Origin of the sequence: Patulibacter sp. SYSU D01012 (genome assembly GCF_017916475.1) — a bacterium.
Taxonomy (GTDB): domain Bacteria; phylum Actinomycetota; class Thermoleophilia; order Solirubrobacterales; family Solirubrobacteraceae; genus Patulibacter.
In genome coordinates this window covers 485,266-497,809 of sequence record NZ_JAFMTB010000003.1, presented here as the reverse complement: position 1 = coordinate 497,809, position 12,544 = coordinate 485,266, and the positions used below count along the sequence as shown (strand labels likewise).

Sequence of the window (12,544 nt, the reverse complement as noted above, 5' to 3'; positions counted from 1 at the left end):
AGGTCGGGGGCACCGACCCGCTCCTGTGCGCGTGGACAAGGTGCGCGCCGCGCCGTTCCGACGCCCGGCCGGGCGCTCCACGTCCCGCGCCGGCCCGGCACGCGGCGGGTGGAGCGGTACGCCATAGACCGCGCGCGGCGGCTCAGGCGCGGGCCGACCGGAGCGCGTGGGCGCCGGCCCGCAGCAGGCCGACCGCGACGACCGCCCAGACCGCCAGCGCCACCCACGCCCCCGCCCGGGCGACGTCGGAGAGCAGCGTGCTGCCCTCGGCGCGGCCCACGGTCGCCGCCACGGCCGCGTACATGCCGACCGGGAAGACGCTCGCCCACCGGCGCGCGTCGTAGCGCGGTCGCGGCCGCGCGAGCTCGCCGGCCACGAGGACGGGCAGCCAGGCCGCGGCGGCCACGAGCAACGCGATCGTCGCGACGCGCAGCGCGTCGTGCACCCCGGGGACGACGCCCAGGGTCGTGGCGCCCTGCTGCAGCTCGGCGCCGGCGAGCGCGGTGATCGCCAGGGCGCCTCCGACCACCCACTGGTCGCCGTGCCCCCGCAGCAGCTCCCGGGGGTCGAACCGCCGCAGCACGTCGAGGTAGAAGGCCGCCCCCAGCAGCGCGAGGAGCGCCGCCGGTGCGAGCAGCCACGCGGCGTCGCGGGCCGCGGCCAGCGCCGCGGCGAGCACGGCGACGGACTCGGTGCCGACGGCGATCAGGAACGTCCCCCCGTGCGCCCGCGCGGGCAGGGCCCGCAGCGCCGGACCGACGAGCGCGGCCCACAGGGCGGCGCCCGCGGCGAGCAGGACCGCGCCGACGCCGGCATGGCCGCCGATCACGAACCGGGACCCGAGCACGCAGGTCGCGGCGACCGCCGAGAGCGCCTCCGCCGCCCGCGCGCCGCGCGCCGCCCCGGCCGGATCGCGGACCAGGCGGCCGGCGGCCACGAGCGCGAGGGCGACCCACAGCGCGCACGCGACGACGAGCAGGCCGTCGGCCACGCCGTGCCGCCCGGTCAGCTCGAGGGCGGTCGACACGATCCCCGTGCCCATCACGGCGGCCCCGGCGGAGGGGCCGACGTGCGCCACCGGCCCGCGCGTCGGCGCGCTCACGCGACGACGAGGGCCTGGGTCGCCGACGTCTTCATCAACGTCTTCAGCCAGGCGAGGGTGCGCGCGGTCTCGCCCTCGCACGCCTCGACGGCGGCCACCAGCTCCTCGTCGCGGGTGCCCTTCGCCGCCTGCCCGACGAGCGTCCACGTGATGTCGCAGGTGCTCGCCTGCAGGAAGAGGTCGTGCAGGTCGCGCAGGTACGCGAGCCCGCCGGTGCGCGGCCCGCGGAACAGGTCGACGTGCAGCTCCTCCGGCGGCCCCGGGGCCAGCGGGGCATAGCGGTCGCAGAACGGCTCCAGCCGCCGCGCGTGCTCCGTCGCCCAGGCGGCCGTCAGCCGGGCGGTGTCGCGGACGGCGGGCTCGTCGGCGTGCGCGTCGGCGACGGCGCGCAGCGCGTCGGCCAGGTCGCGCTCGGCGGTCTGCAGCAGCGTCAGGTAATGCGCGAGGTGCACAGGTCAGTCCTCCTCGGTGCGGGAGCTCGCCTCGGCGGCGGGCCCGCCGACGGTGGCGGGCACGCTGGCCGGGTCGGCGGCCGCGGCGCCGCCGACCGACGGCGCGGGCGCGGGTCCGTCGCCGTCGGCCACCTTCTCGACGGCGACCGCGGTGACCTTGAACGGCGGCTGCTTCGAGACGGGGTCCCAGCCGGTGACGGTGAGCTCGTTCGCCGCGCGGCCGGGACCGTCGCCCGGCCCGCGCCCGTCGTCGGTGTCCCAGTAGCCGTAGTGGAACGGGGCGAAGACCATCCCGGGCCGGATGCCCGAGATCCGCGCCGCGCCCTCGATCGCTCCGCTGTCCGCCGTGACCCGGACCCGGTCGCCCTCGCGCACGCCCAGCTCGGCGGCGTCGTGCGCGCTCAGCTCGACCCATCCCTCGGGCGCGGCCGCCTGCAGCTGCGGCGCGCGGGCCGTCTTCGTGCGGGTGTGGAACTGGTAGACGGTGCGGCCCGTCGTGAGCAGCAGCGGCCGCTCCGGGGTCGTCACCTGGGGCGACGGCACGTACGGCGCTGCCCGCAGGAACGCGCGCCCGCCCGGGTCGTTCGCGCGGTACGCCTCGGCGGTGACGGTGGCCCCGGTCTGCAGGTCCTGCCCGTACGTCTCGGCGTAGTCGGGGTCCGTCGCGAAGACCCCGTCGTCGTACAGGCGCTCCTTGCCGTCGGGGTGCTCGTCGTTGCACGGCCACTGGATCCCGCCCTGACGCAGGCGGTCGTACGTCATGCCGAGGTACTCGTTCGGCCGGCCCTTCGTGCACGCCTTCCACGCCTCGAACGCGCCCTCGGGGTCGTCGTACTTGATGAGCGGCGCGCCGTCCTGGTCGCGGAAGTCCATCCGCCGCGCGTAGTCGAGGAAGATGTCCAGGTCGGCCCGCGCCTCGCCGGGCGGGTCGACCGCCTTCTCGGACAGGTGGCACGTGCGGTCCACGCAGGTGAAGCTGCCGAGCTTCTCGCCCCACGTCGCGGCGGGCAGGACCACGTCGGCGTACTGCGCCGTCTCGGTCAGGAAGAGGTCCTGCACGACGAGGAACAGCCCCTCCTTGGCGAGGATCTCGCGGATGCGCGGCAGCTGCGGCATCGAGACCGCGGGGTTCGTCGCCTGGATCCAGAGCAGCTCGATCGACCCCTGCTCGGCGTAGCGGAAGATCTGCAGCGCGTGGGTCGGGGCGGCCCAGTGCGGGATCTTGTCCACCGGCACGTTCCACAGGTCGGCGAGCTCCTGGACGTGCGCCGGGTTGTCCCAGTTGCGCATCGCGGGCAGGTCGCCGTCGGCGCCGCTCTCGCGCGTGTTCTGCGCGGTCGGCTGACCGTTCATCTGGTACAGCCCGGCGCCGGGCCGGCCGAGCATGCCGCGGATCAGGTGGACGTTGTTGACCTGACAGGCCGCGGCCGTCGCCTGGTTGGACTGGTAGAAGCCCTGCAGCACGCTGGAGACGAGCCGCTCGCACGTGCCGAGCAGCTGCACCGCCGCCTCGAGGTCGGCCACGGGCACCGCGCAGATCTCGGCGACGTGGTCGAGCGTGTACGGCTCGACCGTCGCGCGCAGGTCGTCGAAGCCGACGGTGTGGGCCGCGACGTAGTCCGCGTCGTACCAGCCGCGGGCGATCAGCTCGCGCAGGATGCCGTTCAGGCACGCGACGTTCGTGCCGCTGCGGATCGCCAGGTGCACGTCCGCCTCGCGCGCCACGGCCGTCGAGCGCGGATCGACGCACAGCATCCGCGGCGGGTTCGGGCCGCGGCGCCGGTCGAGCATCCGCATCCACAGGACCGCCTGCGTCTCCGCCACGTTGTGGCCCCAGAGCGCGAGGGCGTCGCAATGGTCGATGTCCGTGTACGAGCCGGGCTGCGCGTCGACGCCGAACGACTCCTTCATCGCCGCCGCCGCGGTCGCGGTGCACAGGCGCGTGTTGCCGTCCATGTGCGGCGTGCCGATGCCCGCCTTCCCGATCACGCCGAGCGTGTAGTACTCCTCCAGGAAGAGCTGGCCCGACGTGTAGAACCCGTGCCGGCCCCAGCCGCCGGGCTGGTCCAGGAGCGCCCTCGAGCGGGCGACGATGCGGCCCATCGCCTCGTCCCAGGTGGCGCGCACCAGCTCGCCGGCGTCGTCGCGCACGAGCGGGTGCGTCAGCCGGTCGGGCGCGTCGTTCGCCTGCCAGCCGTACAGGTCCTTCGGGTCCAGGCGCCCGTGGTTGATGCGGTCGTTCGCCCGGCCGCGGACGCCGACGATGCGGCCGTCCTTGACCGCGATGTCCATCGCGTCGCCGTTGCTGTGCAGGACGGACGCCGAGCGGTACCACGCGTCGACGTCGTCCTCGGTCAGGTCGCCCTCGAGGAACGTGTCCACGCGGACGGGCCACGGGGTGCCGGGACCGTGCGGCGTCCGCGGTCCCCACGGGTCGGCGATGCGGTCGGGCATGGCGGGCCGCTACCCGCGGCGCGGACCGCTACACCGCTCCTGGCGCGAACGCGCTCGCGGATCTCGACGGCGACGCCGCGGACCGGGCGGACGACCGCCCCGCCGCGTCCGCGCGGCGCGGCCCCGCGCCGCCGGCGCGCGTCGCGGCCCGGCGGGACCGACCGCCGCTCGCCGCGGGTCGCTACCCGCGGCGCCCCGCGAAGGCCGCCAGCTCGCCGCGGGCCGCGCGGCGCACGGCCTCGGGCAGCAGGCGGTGCTCGAGCGGCCGGAGCGCGGCGTGGACCGCGTCGGCGTCCGGCCGGTCCGGCAGGCGCACGGCGTCCTGCAGCAGGATCCGCCCCGTGTCGACGCCCTCGTCGACGAGGTGCACCGTCACGCCGAAGACCTGCACGCCGTGCTCGACGGCCTGCTCGATCGCGCGGATGCCCGGGAACGCGGGGAGCAGGGACGGGTGGACGTTGACGATCCGGTCGCGGAAGGCGCCGATGAAGGCGGGCGTGAGGATGGCCATGTAGCCGGCCAGGACGACGAGCTCGACGTCGTGCTCGCCCAGCCACGCGGCGATCGCGGCGTCGCGGTCCTCGCGGGACGCGAAGTCGCCGCGGGGGACGACGCGGGTCGGCACGCCCGCGGCGGCGGCGCGCGCGAGCGCGGGCGCGCCCTCCTTGTCGCTCGCGACCGCCACGACGGCGGCGTCGGGCCCGCCGTGCACGTCGTCGAGCAGCGCCTGGAGGTTGGTCCCCTGGCCGGAGGCGAGGACGCCGACGCGGAGGGGCGGGTGCGGGTGCGCGGCCATGGAGCGTGCCCAGGATACGACCCGCGGGCGCCTACCGGCCGCCGACCGACGCCCCGTCGCCCGCCTCGTCCAGCACCGGGTGGGGCCCGCCGCTCGAGACGAGCTCGCCCGCCTGCACCAGCGCGTCCACCCGGCCGAGGATGTCGCCGGCGCGCACGTCGGGATGGCGGCCGTACGCCGGCAGGCCGTCCCAGCCGGCGGCCACGACGCGCTGCGAGCGACGGCCGCGGAGCACCTCGGCCACGCGGTTGCGCCCGATCGCCGGCCGGGCGTCGCGCACGACCTCGAGGATGGACGCGTCGACCTCGGCCCGCGCGACCTCGTCGACCTGGCGGCCCCGGGCCGCCCGCTGCGCGGCGGCGCGCGCGGACGCCGAGTCGCGGCGGCGCCGGTCGCGGCCCCCGCCGACCGGCGTCTCGGGATCGGGCAGCAGCAGCGGCACGCAGGCGTCGCAGCACGGCACGGTCGGCTGCGGGACGGTGCGGTCGCCGAAGTGCCGCAGCACGGCCGCGCGCCGGCAGGCGTCGCTCTCGACGAACTGCCACAGGGCGCGGTACTGCGCCCAGCGCTTGGCCTGCGCCTCCTGCGCCAGCGCGCGCACCTCGGCGCGGACGCGGTCGTCGTACGCGCCGAGCAGCCGGCCCTTCACGCGGTCCGGCGGCCCCGGGGCCGGCTGCACCATCCCGGCCTGCGTCAGGTGGCCGAACACCGCCCGCACGGACTCGGCGTCGCCCGGGCCGCCGCCGAGCCCGGCCACCGGCAGGTCGAAGCGGCCCTGGACGGTGGCGGCGACGATGCCGCCGGCGATCCGGTCCAGCGTGGCGTCGTCGACGTCGGCCCGCTCGATGAAGTAGCGGTGCAGGCCCTTGTCCCGCCCGTCGGCGAGCAGGTACGCCTTCGCGGGCGCGCCGTCGCGGCCCGCGCGCCCGGCCTCCTGGTACCACGCCTCCACCGACGGCGGCGCGGCGTCGTGCACCACCGTCCGCACGTCGGCCTTGTCGACGCCCATGCCGAACGCGTTCGTCGCGCAGACGAGCGGCACCTCGCCGCTCATGAACCGCCGCTGCGCCTCGTCGCGGCGCTCGCGGTCCAGCCCCGCGTGGTAGGCGACGGCCTCGACGCCGAGCGCGCGGCCCAGGTCGGCGGCCAGCCGGTCCGCGTTGTCGCGCGTGCCCGCGTAGACGATCGCCGGCAGCGCGTCGGGCTCGCGCAGGGCGGCCAGCACCCGTGCGCGCCGCTCGACCTGCCCGGAGCAGCGGCGCACCACGAACGACAGCGCGGGCCGGTCGAACCCCGTCCGCACCCGCACGGGCTCGCGCAGCGCCAGCCGCTGCTCGATGTCGCGGGCCACCTGCGGCGTCGCCGTCGCCGTGGCCGCCAGGATCGACCCCGCGCCGAGCCAGCGGGCGGCGTCGGCCAGCCGGAAGTAGTCCGGGCGGAAGTCGTGCCCCCACTGGCTCACGCAGTGCGCCTCGTCGACGACGAACAGGCCGACGCGCGCGTGCCGGATGCGCTCGAGGAAGGCCGCCGACCCGAAGCGCTCGGGCGCGACGTAGAGCAGCCGCACCTGCCCCGCCACCGCCCGCTCGACGGCGCGCGCGTTCTGCGCCGGGTCCTGCTGGCCGCTCAGCAGGGCCGCGGGCGGCGTCGGGAAGGCCACGTGGTCCGGGTCCGCCCGCGACACGCTTGCGTTGAGCTGGTCGACCTGGTCGCGCATGAGCGAGACGAGCGGCGAGACGACCAGGGTGAGCGCGTCCTCCCGGCAGAGCGCCGGCAGCTGGTACGTGAGCGACTTGCCGGCGCCCGTCGGCATCACGACGAGGGCGTCGCGCCCCTCGTGGGCGGCGCGGGCGGCGTCCTCCTGCCCCGGCCGGAACCCCGCGAACCCGAAGACGTCCCGGAGCGTGCGAAGGAGCGGATCGGGACCGGGGGCGTCGTCCGACATCGACCCTCCACGGTAGCCCGGCGGGGGGACGAACGGCCGGTCCGCACAGGGTCGTCACGGACCCGGCACGGCTCCGGCGTCGTCCCGTCCGCCGCGCCGACGGGTTCTCCGCAGGCGGATCCGGGCGGACCCCGACGACGGCGCGGCCCCGCGGTGGCAGCGTGGGGTCGTGACCCCCTCCGCCGCCACCGCTCCGCCGCCCCGGGCCGCCCGCGGCCGCGCGGTCGACCGGCCGCTGGTCGCCTTCCTGCTGCTCGCGTTCGGCCTGGCGTGGGCGTGGAGCGCCGCGCTGCTCGTGGCCGGCGACGCGGTGGCGCCCGGACGCGCCTGGCCGACGCACCTGCCGGCCCTCCTGGCCCCCGGGCTCGCCACGGTGCTCGTCACCGCGCGCACCGAGGGCCGCGCCGGCGCGGGCCGGCTGCTGCGCCGCCTGACGGCGTGGCGCCTGCCGGCCGCGGCGTGGGCCGCCGTCCTGGCGCCGCCGGCCGTCGGGCTCGTCGCCGCGGGGACCGCGGCCCTGGCCGGCGGCGACGCCCCGACGTGGGGCGCCCTCGGACGGTTCAGCGGCACCGCCCCGGGCGTCGGGTGGGTGGTCCTCGCCGTGCTGCTCAACGGCGTCGGCGAGGAGACCGGCTGGCGCGGCTGGCTGCTGCCGCGGCTGCGGCGCCGCCACGGCGCGGTCCCGGCGACGCTCCTGCTCACCGTCGCGTGGGCGGCCTGGCACGCCCCGTTCTTCGCGTTACTCACCAGCTACGGGGACTTCGGCGTCGTCCAGCTGCCCGGGTTCGTCCTGGGCCTGGCCGCCGGGGCGCTCGTCCTGACGTGGCTGTGGGAGCGTACCGGCGGCAGCCTCCTCGCCGTGGCGCTGTGGCACGCGGCGTACAACCTGACGGTCGCCACCGACGCCGGCGCGGGCGTGGTGGCGGCGGCCGTGACGACCGTCGTGATGGTCGGCGCGCTCGCCGTCCTGCCGGCGCTGCGCCGACGCGGGCCCACGGCCGCTCAGCCGCCCGCCGGCCCCGTCAGCATCGGGTAGAGGCGGCGGTGCCCCGGCAGGAGCGCCGCGTACGCGTCGACCCACTCCCGGTCGGGCTCGACGCGCGAGGTCGGGTGGACGCCCGCCGCGATCGCGGCCTCCACGTCCGGGAACGCGCCCGCCGCGACGCCGCCCAGCAGCGCGGCCCCGAACGCCGCGCCCGCCGACACCGCGGTGCGCTCGAGCGGCAGGTCGAGGACGGCGGCCAGGATCCGCAGCCACAGGTCGGACTCGGCGCCGCCGCCCGACACGCGGCCGACGGGCGGCCGCGGCCCCACCTCGGCGATCAGGTCGAGGCTGTCGCGCAGGCCGAAGGCCACCCCCTCGAGGACGCTCCGCACGAGCGCGCCGCGGTCGTGCCGCAGCCCCAGGCCCACGAACGCGGCGCGCACGTCGGCGTCGGGATACGGGGTGCGCTCGCCGGCCAGGTACGGGGCGAAGCGCAGTCCCTCGGCGCCCGGCGCCCACGCCGCGGCCTCGTCCACGAGCGCGTCGAAGCCGACGCCGGCGCCGCACGCGTCGCGCAGCCAGCGCAGCGACCCGGCGGCCGACAGCATCACGCCCATCACGTGCCAGGCGCCGGGCACGGCGTGGCAGAACGCGTGCAGGCGCCCCTGCGGATCCGGCGCGAACGCGCGGCGCCCGGCGAAGACGACCCCCGACGTGCCGAGCACGACCGAGGCGGGGCCGTCGTCGCCGACGACGCCCATCCCAACCGCGCCGGCCGCCTGGTCGCCGGCGCCCGCCGCCACGGGGACGCCCGCCGCGGTGTGGCCGGACACGGCGGCGCTCTCGAGCACGGGCGGCAGCCACGCCGGGTCGACGCGCAGCGCCGCGGCGAGCGCCGGGCTCCACGCCCGCTCGCCGACGTCCAGGAGCAGCGTGCCCGAGGCGTCCGAGACGTCGGTCGCGAGCGCGCCGCACAGCCGCAGCCGCACGTAGTCCTTCGGCAGCAGCACGTGGGCGATCCGGGCGTGCACGTCGGGCTCGTGCTCGGCCAGCCAGCGCAGCTTGGGGGCGGTGAACCCCGCGAGCGGCCGGTTGCCCGACAGCGCGACGAGCCGCTCCAGGCCCAGCTCCGCCACGAGCGCGTCGCACTGCGGCTGGCTGCGGCCGTCGTTCCACAGGATCGCGGGGCGCAGCGGCCGCCGCTCGGCGTCCAGCACGACGAGGCCGTGCATCTGGCCCGTCAGCCCGATGCCGTCGACCTCGTCCGCGCGCAGCTGGGCCAGCACGGCGGACGCCGCGAGCCACCAGTCCTCGGGGTCCTGCTCGGCCCAGCCCGGGTGCGGCGTCGACAGCGGGTACCCGTGCTCGGCCTCGGCGAGCACGCGCCCGGCCGCGTCGACGACGACGCCCTTGACGGACGACGTGCCGACGTCGAGCCCGAGCAGCCGCACGTCGCTCACGCGCGCCCCGATCCCGCGAGGTTGCGGCGGGCGACGGAGTCGACGGTGACGGCGGCGAGGAGCACGAGGCCCGTGATGATGAACTTCGTCCCCGACGCCAGGCCGAGCAGGCCCAGCCCGTTGTCGATCGACGCGATGACGATCGCGCCCAGGACGGCCGCGCGGATCGAGCCGCGGCCGCCGAACAGCGAGGTGCCGCCGATGACCGCCGCCGCGATCGAGTACAGGAGGATCGTGCCGCCGCCGGCGCCGGTGTCGACCGACGTCAGGCGCGACGCGAGCACGACGCCGCCGAGGGTCGCCATCATCGACGCGATCGCGAAGCACGCGATCCGCACGCGGTCGACGGGGATGCCCGCCCGCCGCGCGGCCTCGATGTTGCCGCCGATCGCCATGACGTGCCGGCCGAAGCGGCTGCGGGTCAGGACCCACGAGCCGACGACGAACAGCGCCGCCAGCATCAGCACGACGTACGGCACGCCGCGGTCCTCGTTGGCCACCCAGACGGCGGCGATCAGCGCCACGGCGAGGGCGCCGATGCGCAGCGCCACGAGCGACGCCGGGTCGACGGGCAGGCCCTTGCGCGTCCGCGTCCGCCGGCGGGCGAGCTGGCTCCACGCGTAGCCCGCGATCCCGACGGCCACCAGGATCCACGACGCCGCGGGCGAGATGAACCCGTTGGCCAGGTCGATGATCGTCCGGCTCTGGATGACGACGGTGCCCTGGTCCCCGATCAGGACGAGGACCGCGCCGTTCCACGCGAGCAGGCCCGCCAGGGTGACGACGAACGAGGGGATGCCGACCTTCGTGAACAGCAGGCCGTTGAGCGTGCCGATCAGCAGGCCGACGACGAGGACGACCGCGATCGCCGGCACCCCGGCGAACTCCCAGTGGCCGCCCGGCAGCGTCAGGAGCGCCGCGATCGCCCCGCCGACGCCCGACACGAAGCCGACGGACAGGTCGATCTCGCCCAGCAGCAGGACGAACACCACGCCCATCGCGATGGTCATGATCCCCGCCGCCTGGATGACCAGGTTGAGGAAGTTCCCCGCCGTCAGGAAGTTGGCGTTCTGCGACTGGAAGACGACGACGATGATCACCATCCCGACCAGGATCGGGAGGGCGCCGAGCTCGCCGCCCTTCACGTCGGCCCACCAGCGGGCCGCGGCGTCGCGGAGGGACCTGGGCTCGCCCGCGGCGGGCGCGGTCGCCGACGCGTGCAGCGTCGGATCGACGGTGGACGAGCTCATGCGCTGGCCTCCTGGAGCTGACCGGGCACGGTGTCGAGCGCGCCGGCGGTGATGGCCTCGACGACGGCGGACTGCGTCGTCTCGGCGACGGTGAAGCGAGCGACGTCCTGGCCCAGGCGCAGGACCGTCACGGCGTCCGCGACCTCGAAGACGTCGTGCAGGTTGTGCGAGATGAGGATGACGCCGAGCCCCTTCTCGGCCAGGCGTCGGACGAGGTCGAGCACCTGCCGGGTCTGGGCGACGCCGAGCGCGGCGGTCGGCTCGTCCAGGATCACGACCTTCGAGTTCCACATCACCGCCTTCGCGACGGCGACGGACTGGCGCTGGCCGCCGGAGAGGCCCGCGACCGTCTGCCGGACGGAGCGGATCGTGGTGACCGACAGGCCGGCGAGGGTCTCGCGGGCGCGCTGCTCCATGTCGGTCTCGTCCAGGCCCCGCAGCGGGCCGCTCGTCTCCTCGCGGCCCAGGAACATGTTCTGCACGACGTCGAGGTTGTCGGCCAGCGCGAGGTCCTGGTAGACGACCTCGATGCCCAGCCGCGCGGCGTCCTTCGGCCCGCCGATCGACACGCGCTCGCCCTCGAAGAGGATCTCGCCCTCGTCGATGGCGTGGATGCCGGCGATGGACTTGATGAGCGTCGACTTGCCCGCGCCGTTGTCGCCCACGAGCGCGAGCACCTCGCCCGCGTGGACGGCGAGGTCCACGCGGTAGAGGGCCTGGACGGCGCCGAACGACTTCGACACGCCGCGCAGCTCGAGCAGCGGGACGCCGCCGGCCGTCCGCCCCGCGGCCGGGGCCGCGGGGGCGTCCGGCGACGCGGGCCCGGGCGGCCGCTCCGGGACCTCGGTCATCGTCAGATCCCCGCCTTCTCGCAGACGCTCGCGAGCTTGCCCGCGCACAGCTCCTCGCGCTTGACGAAGCCGTCGGCCAGCACCGTGTCCTTGAGGTTGTCCTTCGTCACCGACACCGGCTCGAGCAGCGCGGAGGGCACCTGGCGCGCGCCGTCGTCGGACTTCCCGTTGACGAGGCCCGCGGGCGGCTGCTGGCCCTTCGAGAGCGCGATCGCCAGCTTCGAGGCCGCGTCGGCCTCCTTCTTGATGGCCTTGTAGACCGTCATGCACTGGTCGCCGGTGAGGATGTTCTGCAGGCCCTGGACCGTCGCGTCCTGCCCCGTGACGGGGATCGGCTGGAGCTTGCGCGAGCGCATCGCGGAGACGACGGAGTTGGCCAGACCGTCGTTCGCCGCCAGGACGCCGTCGATCTTGCCGCCGGTCTTCTGGAGCATCTGCTCGTAGATCGTGAGCGCCTGCTGGTTGTCCCAGTCGGGGACGGACTGGTCGGCGACCTTCTCGGCCTTGCCGGCCTTGAACAGCGGGTCGAGCACGCTGTTGTAGCCCTGCGCGAAGAGCGTGGCGTTGTTGTCGTCGGGCGAGCCGTTGAGCTCGGCGATGCGCGGCTTCTCCTTCGACCCCAGGCAGGAGACGAGGCCCTTGCCCTGCAGCTCGCCGACCTTCACGTTGTCGAACGACACGTAGTAGTCGGCCTTGCCCTTGAGCGTGAGGCGGTCGTAGTCGATGACCTTCACGCCCTTCGCGGCGGCCTGCGCCTCGATCGCCGCGCCCGAGCCGGAGTCGAGGTTCGTCAGCAGCAGGATCTTCGCCCCGTTGGTGATCGCCTGCTCGGCCTGCTGCTGCTGGGTCGACTTGTCGCCCTGGGCGTTCTGGATCTCGACCGGCACGCCGGCGGCCTTGAACGCGGCCTCGAGCAGCGGGCGGTCCGCGGTCTCCCAGCGCACGGAGCTCTGCGTGTCCGGCAGCAGCACGGCCACCTTCTGGGCCTTCGCCCCGCTGCCCCCGCCGCTGCCGCCGTCGTCGTCGCCGCCGCCGCAGGCGGTCAGCCCGAGGGCCGCCACCAGCGTCGCGGCGCCGGCCAGTACCCGGCGGGTGGTCATCTGGGTCCTCATCGCTCTCTCCTCTGCGCGCTCGGCGCCGCCGGGCCATCCGGTGGTCGCGTACCGCGTCTCCTCGTAGCGGGCGGCAATCTCTCACCGCACGACGAATAAAGTCAAGAGCGCGGACAAAACAATCTTCTTTCGTTGCG

At 76.1% G+C, this 12,544-nt stretch carries 10 protein-coding genes; 1 reads left to right on the top strand and 9 read right to left on the bottom strand.

Annotation, left to right across the window (positions count from 1 at the left end):
• Positions 1-142: 142 nt before the first annotated feature.
• The 5 genes from J3P29_RS18130 to J3P29_RS18110 all read right to left on the bottom strand — a co-directional run bounded on the left by J3P29_RS18130 (position 143) and on the right by J3P29_RS18110 (position 6,749).
• The gene (locus J3P29_RS18130) at positions 143-1,102 is read right to left on the bottom strand and encodes a hypothetical protein (RefSeq protein WP_210495676.1); all 960 of its coding nucleotides are present in this window, start codon (positions 1,100-1,102) and stop codon (positions 143-145) included.
• Positions 1,099-1,554 carry a hypothetical protein gene (locus tag J3P29_RS18125; RefSeq protein ID WP_210495675.1) on the bottom strand — a complete coding sequence of 152 codons (456 nt, stop codon included), beginning with the start codon at positions 1,552-1,554 and terminating at the stop codon, positions 1,099-1,101. The genes J3P29_RS18130 and J3P29_RS18125 overlap by 4 nt, the downstream gene beginning before the upstream one ends.
• Before the next feature lie 3 nt (positions 1,555-1,557).
• Entirely contained in the window at positions 1,558-4,008 is a 2,451-nt protein-coding gene (locus tag J3P29_RS18120; RefSeq protein WP_210495674.1) for a nitrate reductase, read from the bottom strand.
• A gap of 181 nt (positions 4,009-4,189) precedes the next feature.
• The gene (purN, locus tag J3P29_RS18115; protein ID WP_210495672.1) at positions 4,190-4,804 is read right to left on the bottom strand and encodes a phosphoribosylglycinamide formyltransferase; all 615 of its coding nucleotides are present in this window, start codon (positions 4,802-4,804) and stop codon (positions 4,190-4,192) included.
• Positions 4,805-4,835: 31 nt separating this feature from the next.
• On the bottom strand, positions 4,836-6,749 hold the full coding sequence (locus J3P29_RS18110) for a RecQ family ATP-dependent DNA helicase (RefSeq protein ID WP_210495671.1): 1,914 nt from the start codon (positions 6,747-6,749) through the stop codon (positions 4,836-4,838).
• A 169-nt stretch (positions 6,750-6,918) separates the two neighbouring features.
• On the opposite strand from J3P29_RS18110, the gene J3P29_RS20965 reads away from it, so the two are divergent.
• Positions 6,919-7,785 carry a type II CAAX endopeptidase family protein gene (locus J3P29_RS20965; RefSeq protein WP_210495670.1) on the top strand — a complete coding sequence of 289 codons (867 nt, stop codon included), beginning with the start codon at positions 6,919-6,921 and terminating at the stop codon, positions 7,783-7,785.
• Here J3P29_RS20965 and xylB read toward each other — a convergent pair.
• The 4 genes from xylB to J3P29_RS18085 are packed head-to-tail and all read right to left on the bottom strand — an operon-like array spanning position 7,752 to position 12,407.
• On the bottom strand, positions 7,752-9,194 hold the full coding sequence (gene xylB / locus J3P29_RS18100) for a xylulokinase (protein WP_210495668.1): 1,443 nt from the start codon (positions 9,192-9,194) through the stop codon (positions 7,752-7,754). The genes J3P29_RS20965 and xylB overlap by 34 nt on opposite strands.
• Positions 9,191-10,444: a sugar ABC transporter permease gene (locus J3P29_RS18095; protein WP_210495667.1), complete on the bottom strand. Its 1,254-nt coding sequence runs from the start codon at positions 10,442-10,444 to the stop codon at positions 9,191-9,193. Before J3P29_RS18095 ends, xylB begins: the two co-directional genes overlap by 4 nt.
• On the bottom strand, positions 10,441-11,295 hold the full coding sequence (locus J3P29_RS18090; RefSeq protein ID WP_210495666.1) for an ATP-binding cassette domain-containing protein: 855 nt from the start codon (positions 11,293-11,295) through the stop codon (positions 10,441-10,443). The genes J3P29_RS18095 and J3P29_RS18090 overlap by 4 nt, the downstream gene beginning before the upstream one ends.
• Before the next feature lie 2 nt (positions 11,296-11,297).
• A complete protein-coding gene (locus tag J3P29_RS18085; protein ID WP_210495664.1) occupies positions 11,298-12,407 on the bottom strand; it encodes a sugar ABC transporter substrate-binding protein in 1,110 nt (369 codons plus the stop codon).
• Between the last annotated feature and the right edge of the window lie 137 nt (positions 12,408-12,544).